Genomic DNA, 16706 nt, shown 5'->3' with positions numbered 1-16706 from the left:
GCGGGCGGCTCGGCAGAATGGCGCGGGTGGACGTGAGGATGGGCGTCCGCGTCGAGGGGGTCGTGCAGGGCGTCGGGTTCCGGCCGTTCGTGCACGGGCTCGCCACCGGCCTCGGGCTGTCCGGGCTCGTCGGCAACGACGCGGCCGGCGTGTTCATCGAGGTCGAAGGCGCGCCCGACGAGATCGGACGCTTCCTGGACGGGCTGCGCGCGCGCCCGCCGCGGCTCGCGGTCGTCGAGCGCCTCACCACCCGCGAGCTGGACGTGCGCGGCCGCTCCGGCTTCACCATCGTGGGCAGCGACGCGTCGGGGGAGCGCCGCGCGCTCGTCTCCTGGGACTCCGCGACCTGCGACGACTGCCTGCGCGAGATGCGCGACCCGGACAACCGGCGGTACGGATACCCGTTCATCAACTGCACGAACTGCGGACCGCGCTTCACGATCGTGCAGGATGTCCCCTACGACCGTCCGAACACGACCATGGCCGGCTTCGCGATGTGCGAGGCGTGCGCCGCCGAGTACGCGGACCCGGCCGACCGCCGGTTCCACGCCCAGCCGGTGTGCTGCCCCGCCTGCGGGCCGACCCTTGTCCTGCACGCGCCCGGCGCGCAGCCGGCTCCCATCGGTGGCCCGGACGCCGACGCCGCTCGTGACCCGCTGGTCGCTGCCCGTTCGCTGCTTGCCGAGGGCGCGATCCTGGCGGTGAAGGGACTCGGCGGCTACCACCTCGCGGTGCGGGCGGCGTCCGGAAGCGCGGTCGCCGAACTCCGCGCCCGCAAGCACCGCGAGGACAAGCCGTTCGCCGTCATGGTCCCCGACCTCGCGACCGCCCGGTCCCTGTGCGCGTTGTCCGGCGCGGAGGAGGCGCTGCTCACCGGCCCGCGCCGCCCCATCGTGCCGGCGCGCCGCCGCCCGGACGCGGCGGTCGCCGACGCCGTCGCACCCGGTGGCCGGGACCTCGGCCTCATGCTGCCCTACACCCCGCTGCACCATCTCCTCGTCACCGAGCCGATCGTGCTGACGAGCGGAAACGTCTCGGACGAGCCGATCGCCCACCGGGACGCCGACGCCCTCGAACGCCTCGGCGGGATCGCCGACGGATTCCTCCTCCACGACCGTCCCATCCACACCCGCACCGACGACTCCGTGGTGCGCGTCTTCTTGGGGCGGACGCTGCCGCTGCGCCGGTCCCGCGGTTACGCGCCCGAGCCTCTCCCGATCGCGAAGGGGCGATCCGTTCTGGCGTGCGGCGCCGAGTTGAAGAACACGTTCTGCCTGACCCGTGACGGCCGGGCGTTCCTCTCCCACCACATCGGCGATCTGCAGAACTACGAGACCTTCCGCGCATTCGAGGAGGGCATCGCGCATTTCCGGCGGCTCTTCGACATCGACCCCGAAGTCATCGCCTATGACCCGCATCCCGAGTACCTGTCGACGAAATACGCCCTCGACCAGGATCTGCCGTCCGTCGCCGTCCAGCACCACCACGCGCACATCGCCTCCTGCCTGGCGGACAACGGCGTGGACGGCCCGGTGATCGGCGTCGCCTTCGACGGCACCGGATACGGCACGGACGGCACGCTGTGGGGTGGCGAGTTCCTCGTCGCCGACCTCCACGGCTTCGAAAGGGCCGGCCACCTGGATCCGGTCCCGATGCCGGGAGGGGCCGCGGCGATCCGCGAGCCATGGCGGATGGCGGCCGCTCACGGCGTCCCCGAAGACCTTCCGGTGGCCGGACGGCCCGAGTGGCCCATCGCGGTGGACATGGCCCGGCGCCGGGTCAGCGCACCGCTCACGTCCAGCATGGGAAGGCTCTTCGACGCGGTCGCCGCAGTCCTGGGCGTCCGCGACCGCGTCAACTACGAAGGCCAGGCCGCCATAGAACTGGAGCAGCGCGCCGACCCCTCCGAGCGCACCGCGTACTCGGCCGCCATCACCGGATCGGCGCCCTTCACCGTCGCCGGAGCCGACCTGGTGAACGCGGTCGTGACCGACCTGCGTGCGGAAGTGCCCGTTCCGGCGATCGCCGCCCGCTTCCACAATGGCGTCGCCGCGCTGGTGGTGGACGCGGCATCCCGAATACGCGAGACGACCGGTCTCGGGGCCGTCGCCCTCTCGGGAGGCGTGTTCCAGAACATGCTCCTTCTGGAACGGACTGTATCGGGCCTTGCGGACGCCGGTTTCGGCGTGCTGACCCATCACCGCGTCCCGCCCAACGACGGTGGTATCAGTTTCGGTCAGGCGGTCGTGGCCACCGCCCGGCATTCCTCTGCGTGATCTGCTCTCTGACTCCGTTGACGTGGCGTGCGGCGTCTTTCACCGAGAATTCGTTGCAAGCATGGCGTAAGTCCGCGTGAGGAGCCGTTTCCGCGAAGGGCTGCGGGGCGGCACGGACGAACGCCATGATCATCTCATGGAGGACGATGGGAATCATTCGCCGGAACGCGAGCCGCTCTCATGGCGGGTGCGGCGCTGGGCCGCACCGACCGCCATGGCGTTGGCGGTCGTGACGTCCATCGCCGCCGTGCAGGTCCTGGCCGACGACCCTGACTCGTCCGCACCGTACGGGGCCGACCGGTACCCGCGCTTCCTGCTCACCGTGCAACCGATGGCGGATGGCCTGCCGGACGAGGGCCCCAAGCCGTGGTTCGTCGTGCGCGAGGTCCGGCTCGACGGACGATCATGGCAGGTGGACTCGGTCGAGCGGCCTCCGTCCGCCGGTGAGGCGCAGATGATCCTCCCCGGTCCCAGGAGCACGTTCGTCGTCGCCGCCACCCGGAAGGAAACGTGTGAATCGCGGTTCTACCGGGGGAAGGTGAGCACGGACGGCAGGGTGCAAGGAATCGAGCCGTTCCGCCAGGTCACGGTCCCTGCCCTCGTCGCCGGTCTGGCGCTGAGCCCGGACGGTGATCGTCTCGCCTACACGACCGCTCCATGCACGCCCGAAGGCGAGCGCCCTCCAGAGCCGCGCGCCAACGTGACCGTGCTGGACATCGACTCCGGCCATCGCCGTACCTGGACGACGACCACCCCATCGGTCATCGGTGAGATCGTCTGGGCTCGTGACGGCCGCACGCTCGGCTACGCCGTGAGCGACATCCTCATCGGCTCCCTGCCCGGGGAGGACGTCCCGCCAGGGGAGCCGCCGTATCCGGCGCGCCCGGCCCAGCCGGTCGGACCCGTCGGGAGCAAGGTTCAGGCCGTCGCCGTCCACGCGCTCGACACCGAAGCGCCGGGCACGGACCTTCGCAAGGGCCGCCTCCTGTTCCGCCAGTCCGCCGATTCAGGGACGGTCATGTCCGTGGTGATGAAGCCGGACGGCCGGTCCGGCTTCGGTGCGATGGAAAGGGAACAGCCGCCGAGCACGGTCATCTTCTCCTTCTCCGAGGGGAAGCCCATACGCGTCACCAGCAGCAGGCCGCGAAAGCCGAATGTCGCAACGGGCATCGTCTTCGGCTTCACTGAGCCTCGATATGCCTGCCTGAACGGTCTCGACTCGTTCGGCAGGGTGGTCGAAGGCGGTTTCTCCGCACACCCGCCCAGAACCGAGGGGTGCGGAAGCGGCTACGTCCACTAGGACGAGTTGCGGCAGTGGTCGTCCGCGACCACACCCGCCGCGCACCCCGCAAGAGCCGCAGGCAAACTCCCGGGCCCTGACGCCGAGGCGGTGGGGCGGTGTGTGGCCGTGGCGGACTGACCGCTGGTCAGGACGCGCGGACGTCGGCGCGGCCCGTGTGCAGGTAACGCGCACGGCCCTCGCCGTCGTCCCCGAGAAACGCTACGGGGCCGTGGCCTGGCTCCGCGGGCAGCAGGGAGTCGCCGCGCCAGCCGAGCAACTCCGTCCGGAACGGTTCGTCGCCGAGCTCAACCGCCAGGCCGGCGGGGACCTTCTCGAGCCACAGCCGCCCCTGCCCGTCAGCGCTCACCGTGGTCTCGCTCGTGCTCGACACGTAGACGCCCGCGCAGCGGCCGGCGTCCAGGCGGGCCGTGGGATCCGGGACAGGCTCGGCGGGCGACTCGATGGCCTTCCCCAGGATCTCCTTGATCAGCGGCTTGCGGTCGCCGCCGTTCGTGAAGACCGCTACGCACACATCGCGGCCTGGGTCGATCCGCAGGGCGGCGGACTGCCCGATGGTGTTGCCGTCGTGGCCGAACACCGGGCCGCCGGGCAGGTCGTGCAGCGTCCAGCCCAGGCCCCAGGCCGTCCCCCAGCCGATGTCCGGCAGTGCGACCTGCGGCTCCCGCATGGCCGCGAGTCCCTCGTCGGCGAGATGCATGCGGGCGAAGGCCAGCTGGTCCCGCGGGGTCATGGCGAGCATCGCCCCGGCGGGTGCGTTCGAGCGCGCCAATGCCCAGACCGGGGAGGGCCGTCCCTTCTCATGACCCACCGCCGCGCGATGGAGGATCGCCTCGTACGGATCGGTCGCCGCGTGCGTCATGCCCAGGGGTGTGAACAGGTGGTCCCGCATGCAGCGGTCGAACGGCATGCCCCGCACGACCTCGACGATCCGCCCGAGCACGTTGTAGCCCGCGTTGCAGTAGGAGAACATCTCCCCGGGCTCGAAGAGCCGAGGTACGTCCGCCAGGAGCTCGATGTACCTTTCCAGGCAGTCGTCTCCCTTGCCCGTGTCGGTGAACACGTCACCCTCGAAACCGGCCGTGTGGCACAGCAGCTGCCGGACGGTCGCCCTCCGGAAACCGGGAAGGTACCTGTCCACCGGCGCGTCGAGCTCCACCAGTCCCTCGGCGACGAGGCCCATCACCAGCGTCGCCGTCAGCGTCTTCGTGATCGACCCGATCTGGAACACCGAGTCGACCGTCGCCTCCACTCCCGTCGCCGTGCTCAGTACCCCCGCCGCCGCCTCGACCAGCCGTCCTCCGGCGTCGACGGCGACCGCGACACCCGGTACCCCGTGCTCCTCGGCCAGGCTCGGCAGCCGTTCCCTTAACCATGCCTCGACCTCGTCGATCTCCAGGCTCATTCGCCCTACCGTAGACGGCTTGGTGCGGATGTCCGGATCATCGTGCTGCGCGTGCGGCCGGGCTGTTCCGGTTCGTCAGAGGTTGCCCATGGCTCTCGGGGACCGCCTCGGCCATCGATTCGTCCCGTCATGGGGGAGAACGTACGGGCGCGATGGTGATGGATGCGACTCCTTTTCGGACTGGCGAGGAATGCGGACGTATGGTTAGTTAGCCACGGAAACTACCTGGGAAGCCACCTGACGGGGGTCGGCGTGCCGTCCAAGCACTATCCGTGGATCGCGCTGAGCAACACGACGCTCGGCATGCTGCTGGCCACGGTCAACTCGTCCATCGTGATCATTTCGCTGCCGGCGATCTTCCGGGGCATCCGGCTGAACCCGCTGGAGCCGGGGAACGTCAGCTACCTGCTGTGGATCCTGATGGGCTACATGCTCGTCTCGGCGGTGCTGGTGGTCACGCTCGGCCGGCTCGGCGACATGTTCGGGCGCGTGCGGATGTACAACGCCGGGTTCGCGGTGTTCACGGTCGGGACGCTGGTGCTGGCGCTCGATCCGCTGCACGGGGGCGCCGGGGCGCTCTGGCTCATCGGCTGGCGGGTGTTCCAGGGGATCGGCGGCGCCATGCTGATGGCGAACTCGGCGGCGATCCTCACCGACGCGTTCCCCGCGCACCGGCGCGGGATGGCGATGGGCGTCAACCAGGTCGCCGGGATCGCCGGGACGTTCATCGGGCTCGTGGCGGGCGGGCTGCTCAGCGAGATCAACTGGCGGCTGGTGTTCTTCGCGTCCGCGCCGATCGGGATCATCGGGACGGTCTGGGCCTACCGCAGCCTGGTCGAGACCGCGACGAAGGCGGTCTCCGCGAAGATCGACTGGCTCGGCAACGCCACGTTCGCGGTCGGGCTGACCGGGCTGCTCGCCGCGATCACCTACGGCATCCAGCCCTACGGCGGGCACGACATGGGCTGGACGAACCCGTGGGTGATCGGCGGGATCGCCGGCGGCATCGCCGTGCTCGCGCTGTTCTGCTGGATCGAGACCAGGGTCGAGCAGCCGATGTTCCAGCTCGGGCTGTTCCGCATCCGCGCGTTCACGGCCGGGAACGCGGCCGGGCTGCTCGCCGCGATCTCCCGCGGCGGCATGCAGTTCATGCTGATCATCTGGCTGCAGGGCATCTGGCTGCCGCTGCACGGCTTCGACTACGAGGACACGCCGCTGTGGGCGGGCATCTACCTGCTGCCGCTCACCGCCGGATTCCTGGTGGCCGGGCCGATCTCCGGGCACCTGTCCGACCGGCATGGGGCGCGCGCCTTCGCCTCCGGCGGGCTGGTGCTGTCGGCGGCGGCGTTCGCCGGGCTGCTGCTGATCCCGACCGACTTCGGGTACCCCACGTTCGCGCTGCTGATCTTCCTGAACGGGGTCGGCTCCGGGCTGTTCGCGGCGCCCAACACCACGGCGATCATGAACTCGGTCCCGGCGGACCAGCGCGGGGTCGCCTCCGGCATGCGCGCCACGTTCATGAACGCCGGCATGGTCCTGTCGATCGGCGTGTTCTTCTCGCTGATGATCGCGGGGCTGTCGGACACGCTGCCGAGGACGCTGACGTACGGGCTGACGGAGCACGGCGTCCCGGCCGGGCCCGCGGCGCAGGTCGGCGAGCTGCCGCCGGTCGGCACGCTGTTCGCCGCGTTCCTCGGCTACAACCCGATCGAGAACCTGCTCGCGCCGTTCCACGTTCTCGGCGGCTTGGCGCCGGACGACGTTGCCACCCTGACCGGACGGTCGTACTTCCCGCACCTGATCTCCGAGCCCTTCCACCGCGGGCTCGTCATCGTGTTCAGCCTGGCGATCGCGATGTCGCTGGTCGCGGCGCTGGTGTCGCTGCTGCGCGGGCGCCGGTACGTGCACGAGGACGTCCCGGGCGAGCCCGCTCTGCAAAGGGCGGGGCGGGACGCCGCCTAGTCCGGATCGAGCGGCCCACGCTCGGCGCCGGGCCGTGGAAGCGGATGCGGCGGATCGCGGGTGGACGGCGGTCTGCACGCCCGCCTGCGCACCGGCCCCGCCCAGGCCCGGCAACGCGACACCCGGCACGACGTCCAACGCGGCACGACGGCGAGCGCGGCACGACGGCGAGCGCGGCACGACGGCGAGCGCGGCGCGGTGTCCGGCCCGGCACGGTATCCGGCACGACATGATGTAGACACGATGTCCAACAAGATGCGGAATCTGGCAGTGCGGGACCTCAATGCGGCGTAGTCTCTAGCGAGCCGGGGTGGTACGGCACGGCGCCGGCGGTGTCTCGGATACCGTCGGCGCCGGTGACCTCTCCGGGCGGCGGGAGGGCAGGCCCGGGCCGGTCCGGCGTCCGTTGTGGGCCTTCATGACGGCCTGCAGGTCGGGGAGCCCGCGGCGGCCGTTGGCGTCCGACAGCGCCGGGCACGCCCAGGCGTCCTGGCGGCCCCACGAGTAGCTGATGTCGAACGCGGGCCGGGGGACGAGCCGCTCCCACCGGCCGAGGATGGACCGGAGCTGCCGCTCGCTCGGCATCCGCCAGTTCCGCTCCCCGTCATTGCAGGACTGCCCGAACGTCTGGAACACCGGGACGATCATGCGGCGGGGGAACCCGGCGCGGGCGGCCTGCGCGACCATGGCGTCGATCGCGCGGAGGTCGCAGCGCGCGCGGTCCGTGCGGCAGGGGTACGGGTCGAGGCCGATGAGGTCGAGGTGGGTCTCGGACGGTTTGAGCGGGCGCATCGGCCAGTCGGTCAGCGACGCGAACGCCCGCTGGCCGGGCGCGTACCGGTGGACGATGTCGGCGCGCTGCCGGATCTTGCCGGCGATGTCGGGGCACTCGTCCGGGTTCGGCTCGTCGGACAGGTACCACCCGTAAACCCGCTCGTTGCCCGCGAACCGCTTCACCGTCCTGGTGAACGCGGACGCGCTCTCTTGCTGGAAGCCGCCGCAGGTGGTGTTCCCGACCCACAGCAGGGCCCGGCCGCCCGGGGGCAGCGAGGCGATGTCGTCCTCGTCGGGGTCGACGTCGAACAGGGTGTAGCCGAGGGCCGCCGCCTTGGCGCGGTCGCCGGCCGGCATGTTGAGCGCGAGGTGCAGCGTGGCGCCCGGCGGGGGCGTGGCCGTGCCGGCGGCCGGACGGGCGGCGGCATCGCCCGGCGAGGGGGCGATCAGGTATCCGGTGACGGCGCCGCCGAGCGCGGCGGCGAGCGCCACGGCGGCGAGCTGCGTCCAGATCGGCTTCATCGGCTCTCCCGGCGTCGCAGGTCTCCCCAGCGTCGCACGGACGGAGCGTGATCGCCCGGATACGCCGCGACCGGCCGCCCGCAATCAGCGGGGCGGCCGGTCCGGAACGGCGGTGCCCGAGGGGGCCCGGGGCGGGGCGGGTCAGACGCGCCAGGACTGGACGAGTGCGTCCAGCGTGGCCTGGTCGTAGACGATCCCCTGCGCGGTCAGCTCCTGGGCGACGAGCTCGCCGTCGCCGTGGTGCTTGGCGAGCAGCCGGTACACCGCGTACGGGAACCAGTGGTTGTCGCTGATCCGCTGGATCTCGGCCTCGTCGCAGACGTAGCCCTCGGCCCTGACCTCGGCGAGCGTCGCGGCGACGTCGCCGTGCCGCCGTTCGAGGATGTCGATGACGAGCGAGCGCAGGTTCTCGGGGGAGGGCGCCGCGTGCGTCGCGGGCGCCTCGGTCGCCGCGCCGTAGGAGCTGCGCCCGTTGGGGCTTCCGGACGCGGCCGCGGCGCTGACGACGGCCAGTTCCGGCTCCGGCTCGGCGGAGGGGGCCGGAGTCTCGGCGACCGGCGCGGGCGCCGGTGCGGGGGCAGCGGCGGCGGGCGGGCTCTGCGCCGCCTTGGGGGCCGGCGCGGATCCGGCCTGCTCGGCCGCGGCCCGCGCGGGCCGGGCCTCGGCCGCCGGTTCGGCGGACGAGCCGGACTCCAGTGCCTTTCCGGAGTGGCCCGGCACCTGGATCTGCGCGAACGGGCCGGTGGTCCGCAGCGGCATCAGCGTGATCTGGTTCAGCGTGACGGGGCCGGCGATGGCGCGCGGCTGCGGCTCCGGCTTCGTGGTCTCCTCTTCCTCCAGCTTCTGCGACACGTACCGGTGCAGCGTCCGCAGGAGGACGAACAGGCCGAGCATCGACACGATGGGCGGGACGGCGGCCGTCGCCTGGTAGGAGAATGTCTTGTTGCCGACGTGGCCCACGTTGAAGATGAGGCTGGCCGTCCAGCCGGCGAGGGCGATGGTGAGCGGCAGGCAGAAGTCGAGCCAGCTCATGATGGCGCGGCGCTTTATCACGAAGGCGTCGATGGCCAGCAGGAAGAGCCCGAGCTCCCCGACGATGATGAACAGGTCGACCAGCAGGGGGAACGATTCGGCCTTCCAGCCCCGCAGGCCGTGTTCCAGGGCCCAGTGGTAGAGCCCGGCATAGGACTGGGCGAAGCCACCGGCGGTGGCGGTCAGGACCGCGGCCGCCATGAAGGCGATGGCCCCCCACCGTGTGATGACCTGTGCCCGGTTGGCAGCGCTCATGCGGCGTGTGCTCCCAGAGTTATTTACCCGACCAAGAGTGATCGCCTGGGAGACTATCCATTCTTTTGGCGTTCCGTGGCCGATTCGCGTTACGGCTCGGTCGCATTCCGGGAGGTACCGGGCACAGTGTGGCAAACGATCGGTGCGAGCGGGCCGGGCGGCGAAAGAGCGGGACAAAGGGGGTGAATCATCCCATTGTGTCCGTATATTGATGCCGCGTAGCGTGTAGCCGTAATTGTCGTAATTGCCGCGATAGTCCGCCGAGCGGGGCGGCCGATCCGGCCGGTTCTGCCGGTGCGTGCCAAGCGTCGGCGCGCGTTCGGTCGCGCGTTCCGCGCCGCCTACGGTGAGTCGCCCAGCGCCTAGCGAGCGCGCGCCGCCGGCCTCCAGTGGCGACGGCCGCGCCGCCGAGCCCGGTTCCGCCATGCGTGAAATGCCCCGTTTGTCCGCATTGATTCCCGGATCGCGGGAACGGCGGACCCAAGGAGGCTCAGAACAGGGACCGCGGGAGACGCAGGAGACGGGGACGGCGACAAGGGACAGCGAGAACAGGGGACGTCGCAGACAGGGGGGCGGCATGCCACGACCGGGAAGCCACAAGTACGACGCCGAGCGCCGCAGGCTCCGCAAGGAGATGGAGGACCAGGGGATCGCCAGCGACCGGGAGGCGGGCGAGCGCGCCAACCGGGAGCTGCAGCTGGACGAGCACCACCGGCCCCGCCGCGCCACCGAGCGCGGCGCGGGGCCGAAGGGGGAGCGGAGGGGATCGCGTTGAGCCCCGCGATGAACCACGACGCGGCCGACGCCGGGGACGTCCTCGGCGCGGTGCTGCCGCTGGAGTACGAGGACGACCTCGACCCGCTCATGGACCGGATCGGGGACGCGCGCTGCGTGCTGATCGGCGAGGCCAGCCACGGCACGCACGAGTACTACGCGTGGCGGGCCGCGCTGACCAGGCGGCTGATCTCCGAGCGCGGGTTCTCGTTCGTCGCGGTCGAGGGCGACTATCCGGACTGCCGCCGGGTCGGCCGCAGCGTGACGCTGGCACCGGGCGCGCCCGCCGACCCGCGCGACGTCCTGGACGGCTACGAGCGCTGGCCGACGTGGATGTGGGCGAACGAGGAGACCGCCAAGTTCTGCCGGTGGCTGCGCGACCACAACATCGGCCTGCCGTCCGGCGACCGCGTCGGCTTCTACGGCCTGGACGTCTACAGCCTGTGGGAGTCGCTGCGGGCCGTCGTCGACCACCTGGCCGAGCACCGGCCGGAGTACCTCGGCACGGCGCTGGAGGCGTACCGCTGCTTCGAGCCGCACGGAGAGGACCCTCAGGCGTACGGGTGGAACACCGCGCTCGTCCCGCGGGGGTGCGCCGACGAAGTCCTGGAGCTGCTGACCCGGCTGCGCCAGGCCCCCGAGACGGCGGGGGGCGGCGACCCGGCGGAGGAGTTCGACGCCCGGCAGAACGCCGAGGTGGCGGCCGGCGCCGAACGGTACTACCGCGCCATGATCGGCGGTGGGCCCGAGTCGTGGAACGTGCGGGACGTCCACATGGCCGACACCCTCGACCGCCTCCTGGAGTTCCACAGGGCGCGGCGAGGTGAGGCGAAGGCCGTCGTGTGGGCGCACAACACCCATGTGGGCGACGCGCGGGCGACGGACATGGCGGGCGCGGGGATGGTCAACCTCGGCCAGCTGGCCCGGGAGCGGTACGGCCGGGACGACGTCGTCGTGGTCGGCTTCGCGGGCGGTCCCGGTGAGGTCGTCGCGGCGCCGCGCTGGGGCGGCCCCATGGAGGTCATGCAGGTCCCGCCGCCGGCACACGGGTCGCTGGAGGAGGCTCTGGCCGGGTCGGAGCTGCACCGGGGGATGTTCATCGTCCCGCCCGAACCGGACAAGCCGCCGTTCCTCACCCGGACGCTCGGGCACCGCGCGATCGGCGTCGTCTACGACCCGGACCGCGACCCGCGCCAGTACGTCCCGACGAGGCTCGCCGACCGCTACGACGCTCTCTGCTGGTTCCGCATCACCTCCGCCCTCCAGCCGCTGCACGCGGAGTCGGAGCATCGTGGTGAACTGGAGACGATGCCCACCGGGGTGTGAGCCGGTCCCAGCGCGGGCCGGCCCAGGGAGCCGACCGAGTACGAGGAGTCGTCCATGTCCTTGACGATGCGGCCGGGACCGCTCGCGGGTTCGCCCGGCGACGCGGTCAACTACACCATCGACGGGCCGAAGCACCGGCTGTTCATGCACCGGTTCCCGCGCCGCGTGCACGCCTGGTTCGCGGGGGAGATCGTCCTCGACACCGAGCGGGGCGAGTTCCTGCACGAGACCGGCCTGCTGCCCGTGCTGTACGTGCCCGAGGAGGACGTGCGGACCGACCTGCTGGTGCGGACCGACCACACCACGCACTGCCCGTTCAAGGGCGACGCCGCGTACTGGACGATCCGGGTCGGCGATCGCGAGGCCGAGAACGCGGTGTGGGCGTATCCGGAGCCGAAGGCCGAGGCGCAGTGGCTGCGGGGGCTGATGGCCTTCTACTGGAAGCCGATGGACGCCTGGTACGACGAGGACGAGGAGGTCCACGGGCACCTGCGCGACCCCTTCCACCGGGTCGACGCGCGGCGCGCGCGCCGCCACGTGCGGGTGCTGCGGGACGGGGACGTCGTCGCGGAGACCGAGCACCCGATCGTGCTGTCGGAGACCGGGCTGCCGAACCGGTACTACATCCCGGCCGAGGACGTTCGCCGCGAGCTGCTGATCCGGAGCCGGAAGCGGACGGTGTGCCCGTACAAGGGGGAGACGACGTACTGGTCCCTGGAGGGCGCCGAGGACGCCGCCTGGTCGTACGAGGAGCCGCTGGAGGACGCCGCCAAGATCGCGGGGTATCTGAGCTTCGACCACGAGGCCCTGACGATCGAGTCCCAGCCGCCGCCGGGAGCGTGACGGCCCTCGCTTCCGGGTTCTCGCGGTGCCCAAGCCGCCGCAGCCCGGTTTACAGTGCCAATGACCGTGGGCAGTGACCGGGGCAAGCGCCGCTTCGGACCGTCACGGCGGCGGGTGAGCACGGCGGCAGGCAAGGAGACGGGTTGTTGGCAGGGTACGCGGCGTCCTCCCCGCGGCCGGGTTTCTGGGCCGCGCTCAACCCCGCTCAGCAGGCGGCCCTGCGCGACGCCGCACGCCCCCGCCAGTATCCGGTGAAGGCGCCGCTGGTCTACCAGGGCGACGAGTCCGACCATGTGATCGTCATCGAGCGCGGCTGGGCGAAGGTCACCTCGTCCACCGCCGACGGCCACGACGTGGTGCTGGCCGTCCGCGGCCCCGGCGACCTCATCGCCGAGAGCGCGGTGCTCGGCGGGCGGCCCCGCGCCGCGACCGTCACGGCGCTGTCGCCGATCCGCGCGCTGGTGGTGCCCGCCGCCCGCTTCACCGGCTTCCTCGACGAGCACCCGGACGTGTGGATGCTGGTCACCGGCACCTTCGTCCAGCGGATGGACGACTCCGACCGGCGGCTCACCGCGCACGTCGCGAGCCGCGGCCCGCAGCGGCTCGCCGCGCTGCTGGCGGAGCTCGCGGAGCTGTCCGCCCACCACGCCCCGCCCGCGCCGGACGGGTCGATCGAGATCGGCCCGCCGCTGTCGCAGGAGGAGCTCGGCAGCTGGATGGACGCGTCCCGGGAGACCGTCGCGCGCGCCCTCAACGGCCTGCGCGCCCGCGGGCTGATCCGCACCGGCTGGCGCAAGATCACCGTGGTCGACCTCCCCGGCCTCCGCGAGCTCGCCAAGGAGGACGACTGACACAGGACAGCCGACACGGACGGCCGACGCGGGGCGGGCGCTCTAGGATCTCCGGGGTGAGCGGCGACGGGTACCACCACGGGGATCTGCGGCGTACGGTCATGGCCGCCGCCGTCGCGGCGATCGCCGAGTCGGGCCCGTCCGGGTGGAGCCTGCGCGAGCTGGCCCGCCGGGCGGGAGTGTCGCACGCCGCGCCCGCCCACCACTTCGGCGACAAGGCGGGCCTGCTGACCGCCGTCGCCGCCGAGGGCTACACGCTGTTCGCGGACGCCCTGGAAGCGGCCGGCGGCGACCTGCACTCCGCCGGGCTGGCCTATGTCCGCTTCGCCGTCGAGCACCGGGCGCACTTCGAGGTGATGTTCAGCCCCGGCCTCTACCGCGCCGACGACCCGGCGGTGAGCGCCGCCCGCGACCGGGCGGGCCGGGTGCTCGCCGCGAGCGTCCGGGGCGCCGCCGGGGAGGGCGGGCGAGGGGACGCGGACGACCGGACGCGGGGCATCGCGGCCTGGTCCATCGTGCACGGCTTCGCGCACCTGTGGCTGAGCGGCGCGCTCCCGCCCGAGATCGGCGACGACCCGGTGGCCGCCGCCGCGCCCGTGATCGCGCATCTCTTCCCCGCGTGAGCGGTGCCCTACCGCAGGCGGTCAGTGCTGCGCGGCGGTCTCGTCGGCGCCCTCCCGGTCGCCGCTGTCACCGCCGCCGCCGTTCGCCGACGCCAGTTCGGGACGGCGTTCGGGGACGACCGCCAGATCGGCCCTGAACCGGCGGTTGAGCGCGGCGCGCAGCCGTCCCCGCGCGGTGCGGCCGCGCGGGCTGTCGATCCCGTCGACCGGCGGCGGGACGTCCAGGTCGACGGCCACCGCGGGGCGCGGGTCGGTGATCGCGCCGATCGCCTCGTCCGGAAGCGGCCGCTCCACCTCGCTGTACCCGCCCTCCGGCGACCGCCGGATGATCCCGGTCTCCAGCCCGTGCCGGGCCAGGCCGAGATCGCGGCGCTGGAGGCCGACGCAGATCCGGTAGGTGACGATGTAGGCGAGCACCGGGCCGAGGACGATCAGGCCGCGGAAGAACCAGGTCGTCCAGAACAGCGAGACGTGGAACCGGTCGGCGAGGACGTCGTTGCCGCCCGCGAGCCACAGCGTCCCGTAGAAGACGATGCCGGCGACGCCGATGCCGGTCCGCGGCGGGACGTCGCGGGGCCGGTCCAGCAGGTGGTGGATCCGGTCGTCGCCGGTCACCCAGCGCTCCAGGAACGGATAGACGGCGAGGCCCGTGAACAGCACCCCCGGCACCACGAGCGCGGGGACGATCACGCTGAGCGTCACCGTGTGCCCCCAGGCGGTGATCTCCCACGACGGCATGATGCGCAGCGCGCCCTCCAGCCAGCCCATGTACCAGTCGGGCTGCGAGCCGGAACTGATCGCACCGGGGTCGTACGGGCCGAACAGCCAGATCGGGTTGATCTGGACGAACGCCGCCAGCAGCGTCGTCACGCCGAGCAGCCACAGGAAGAACGCGCTGGTCTTGGCGATGAACACCGGGAAGAACGGGTAGCCGCGGACGGTGTTGTTGGCGCTGCCCTTGCCGGGGAACTGGGTGTGCGTCTGCCGCCAGGTCAGCACGATGGCGTGCAGCGGGATGAGCGCCGCGAGCACGCCCGGGACCAGCAGCACGTGGATGACGTACAGGCGGGGGATGATGTCGGTCCCCGGGAACTCCCCGCCGAACAGGAACATCACCGCGTACGACCCGACGAGCGGGATGGAGGCGGTGACGCCCTCCACGATGCGCAGGCCGGTGCCCGACAGCAGGTCGTCCGGCAGCGAGTAGCCGAACAGCCCGTTGAACATGACGAGCACCAGCATGGCGACGCCGATCAGCCAGTTCAGCTCGCGCGGCTTGCGGAACGCCCCGGTGAAGAAGTTCCGCAGCATGTGCACCAGGATCGCGGCCATGAACAGCAGGGTCGACCAGTGGTGCAGCTGCCGGACGAGCAGCCCGCCCCGCACGTCGAAGCTGATCTTGAGCGTGGACGCGTACGCCTCGCTCATCTCCACGCCCTGCAGCTTCGTGTAGGAGCCGTCGTAGACGACCTCCGCCATGCTCGGCTTGTAGAACAGCGTCAGGTACACGCCCGTGAGCAGGATGATCACGAACGAGTACATCGCGATCTCGCCGAGCAGGAAGCTCCAGTGGTCCGGAAACGCCTTGCGCAGCGCCCTGCGCGCGAAGCCGGTGGTGCCGAGCCGGTCGTCCAGCGCCCGCGCCGAGCGGTCCACCGCCCCGCCCCGGGACTGGGGCGTCGTCGTCCCCGCCATCGTGAGCATCCCTCCGTCGCACATCCGCGGATGTTCTGCATCTGCGAATAAGACGGGGATTTGATGGCGGATGTGACATCCCGGGCTATGCGCCGCGTCACATGGCGGACGAGGGCACCTCTCCTGTCAGGCGGCGGGCTTGTCAGGCGGGTACGGCGAGGTGGGTGCGCCGCTGGTAGCGCGGCCGCCAGGTGGTCCGGTAGGCGAGCCGGATCGGCGGCGGCAGCAGCCGCAGCACCGCGCGGCGGGTCGCGTCGGGAGCGTCGTCCAGCAGCCACGGCAGGAACACGCCGAGCCCCCGGACGCCGAGTTCGCGGCGGAGCTCCACGTCGTAGGTGCCCCAGTCGTAGGGCGTCAGGGTCTCTTGGATCAACGGCAGGACGTCGGACTCCTTGAAGTCCAGCAGGGCGCCGAGCCGCGTGCGGAGGTCGCGCGCGCACCGAGCGAACGTGCGGCGGTCGCGGTGCTCCAGCGCGGCGTCCACGCCGTCGATCAGCGGGACGACGCGCAGCGTCCGCGTGGAGAGGTCGTCGAGGACGGTGCTGACGCGCCCGAGCCGTCCGGGAGAGCGGACACCCGCGTCCTTGGCGTACATCACCGTCCACAGGGCGCGCTTCTCCGCGTTGTCCTGGAGCCGCCAGTGCCGCGCGAACAGCGACCAGGTGTTCGCGACGGCCGCTCCGGCCGGCTCCGGCGCGGCCTCCAGGCGGGCCGCGTCACGGCGGAACGCGTCGTCCACGGCGTACAGCATCGTGAGGTCGTACTTCCTGGCCACGCCTTCCATGCCGCCTCCTCGACCTCCGCACCGTGCCGTCGCAGGACGGCCCTCACGCAAGCGCCCTTGCGCGAGCAGCCATCGCACAGTAGACGCGCGGGACGCCTCCGAACGTGACGTGATCTGGAGCCTGACCCTTGTGACGTGCCCCACGTCGGCCGGTCTAACCGGCGAAGCCGGACACATGAGACGGGGCCGGAGGCGGGCGGCCGCTCGCGGGCGCCGTGCGTTTTCCGGCGTTTCCGGTCTTCAGGGCTCTTCCCTTCGGGAGTTCAGGGGCTGTAGTGATGGGT

At 71.8% G+C, this 16706-nt stretch carries 13 protein-coding genes; 8 read left to right on the top strand and 5 right to left on the bottom strand.

Annotation, left to right across the window (positions count from 1 at the left end; all coding sequences use genetic code 11):
* Positions 1-26: 26 nt before the first annotated feature.
* A complete protein-coding gene (hypF, locus tag CHF16_RS23505; protein ID WP_425427508.1) occupies positions 27-2276 on the top strand; it encodes a carbamoyltransferase HypF in 2250 nt (749 codons plus the stop codon).
* Between the two features lie 136 nt (positions 2277-2412).
* Entirely contained in the window at positions 2413-3576 is a 1164-nt protein-coding gene (locus CHF16_RS23500; RefSeq protein ID WP_089328273.1) for a WD40 repeat domain-containing protein, read from the top strand.
* 127 nt (positions 3577-3703) lie between these two features.
* On the opposite strand, the gene CHF16_RS23495 is transcribed toward CHF16_RS23500, so the two are convergent.
* On the bottom strand, positions 3704-4981 hold the full coding sequence (locus tag CHF16_RS23495) for a serine hydrolase domain-containing protein (protein WP_089328272.1): 1278 nt from the start codon (positions 4979-4981) through the stop codon (positions 3704-3706).
* 252 nt (positions 4982-5233) lie between these two features.
* Between CHF16_RS23495 and CHF16_RS23490 the strand changes: the two genes are divergently transcribed.
* Entirely contained in the window at positions 5234-6943 is a 1710-nt protein-coding gene (locus CHF16_RS23490; protein WP_218826796.1) for an MFS transporter, read from the top strand.
* A gap of 297 nt (positions 6944-7240) precedes the next feature.
* Here CHF16_RS23490 and CHF16_RS23485 read toward each other — a convergent pair whose 3' ends face one another.
* Entirely contained in the window at positions 7241-8239 is a 999-nt protein-coding gene (locus CHF16_RS23485; RefSeq protein WP_089328270.1) for a hypothetical protein, read from the bottom strand.
* A gap of 141 nt (positions 8240-8380) precedes the next feature.
* Complete coding sequence (locus CHF16_RS23480) at positions 8381-9526, bottom strand: DUF2637 domain-containing protein (RefSeq protein ID WP_179271665.1); 1146 nt, start codon at positions 9524-9526, stop codon at positions 8381-8383.
* Positions 9527-10103: 577 nt separating this feature from the next.
* Here CHF16_RS23480 and CHF16_RS23475 point away from each other — a divergent pair.
* The 5 genes from CHF16_RS23475 to CHF16_RS23455 all read left to right on the top strand — a co-directional run bounded on the left by CHF16_RS23475 (position 10104) and on the right by CHF16_RS23455 (position 13943).
* Positions 10104-10301, top strand: coding sequence for a hypothetical protein (locus CHF16_RS23475; protein ID WP_089328268.1), 198 nt, complete (start codon positions 10104-10106; stop codon positions 10299-10301).
* An 8-nt stretch (positions 10302-10309) separates the two neighbouring features.
* On the top strand, positions 10310-11626 hold the full coding sequence (locus tag CHF16_RS23470; protein WP_089328267.1) for an erythromycin esterase family protein: 1317 nt from the start codon (positions 10310-10312) through the stop codon (positions 11624-11626).
* Positions 11627-11680: 54 nt separating this feature from the next.
* A complete protein-coding gene (locus tag CHF16_RS23465; protein ID WP_089328266.1) occupies positions 11681-12469 on the top strand; it encodes a DUF427 domain-containing protein in 789 nt (262 codons plus the stop codon).
* Between the two features lie 146 nt (positions 12470-12615).
* The gene (locus CHF16_RS23460) at positions 12616-13320 is read left to right on the top strand and encodes a Crp/Fnr family transcriptional regulator (protein WP_245869082.1); all 705 of its coding nucleotides are present in this window, start codon (positions 12616-12618) and stop codon (positions 13318-13320) included.
* A gap of 56 nt (positions 13321-13376) precedes the next feature.
* Positions 13377-13943, top strand: a complete 567-nt coding sequence (locus tag CHF16_RS23455) for a TetR/AcrR family transcriptional regulator (RefSeq protein WP_245869080.1) — start codon at positions 13377-13379, stop codon at positions 13941-13943.
* A gap of 21 nt (positions 13944-13964) precedes the next feature.
* On the opposite strand, the gene qcrB is transcribed toward CHF16_RS23455, so the two are convergent.
* Together qcrB and CHF16_RS23445 are read right to left on the bottom strand one after the other, a co-directional pair.
* Positions 13965-15638: a cytochrome bc1 complex cytochrome b subunit gene (gene qcrB, locus CHF16_RS23450; protein ID WP_089328325.1), complete on the bottom strand. Its 1674-nt coding sequence runs from the start codon at positions 15636-15638 to the stop codon at positions 13965-13967.
* Between the two features lie 142 nt (positions 15639-15780).
* Entirely contained in the window at positions 15781-16422 is a 642-nt protein-coding gene (locus CHF16_RS23445) for a hypothetical protein (protein ID WP_089328264.1), read from the bottom strand.
* Positions 16423-16706 lie beyond the last annotated feature (284 nt).

The organism is Actinomadura meyerae (genome assembly GCF_900188445.1).
In the GTDB taxonomy this organism is placed as follows: Bacteria; Actinomycetota; Actinomycetes; order Streptosporangiales; family Streptosporangiaceae; genus Spirillospora; species Spirillospora meyerae.
This window is presented reverse-complemented; position numbering and strand designations above follow the sequence as displayed.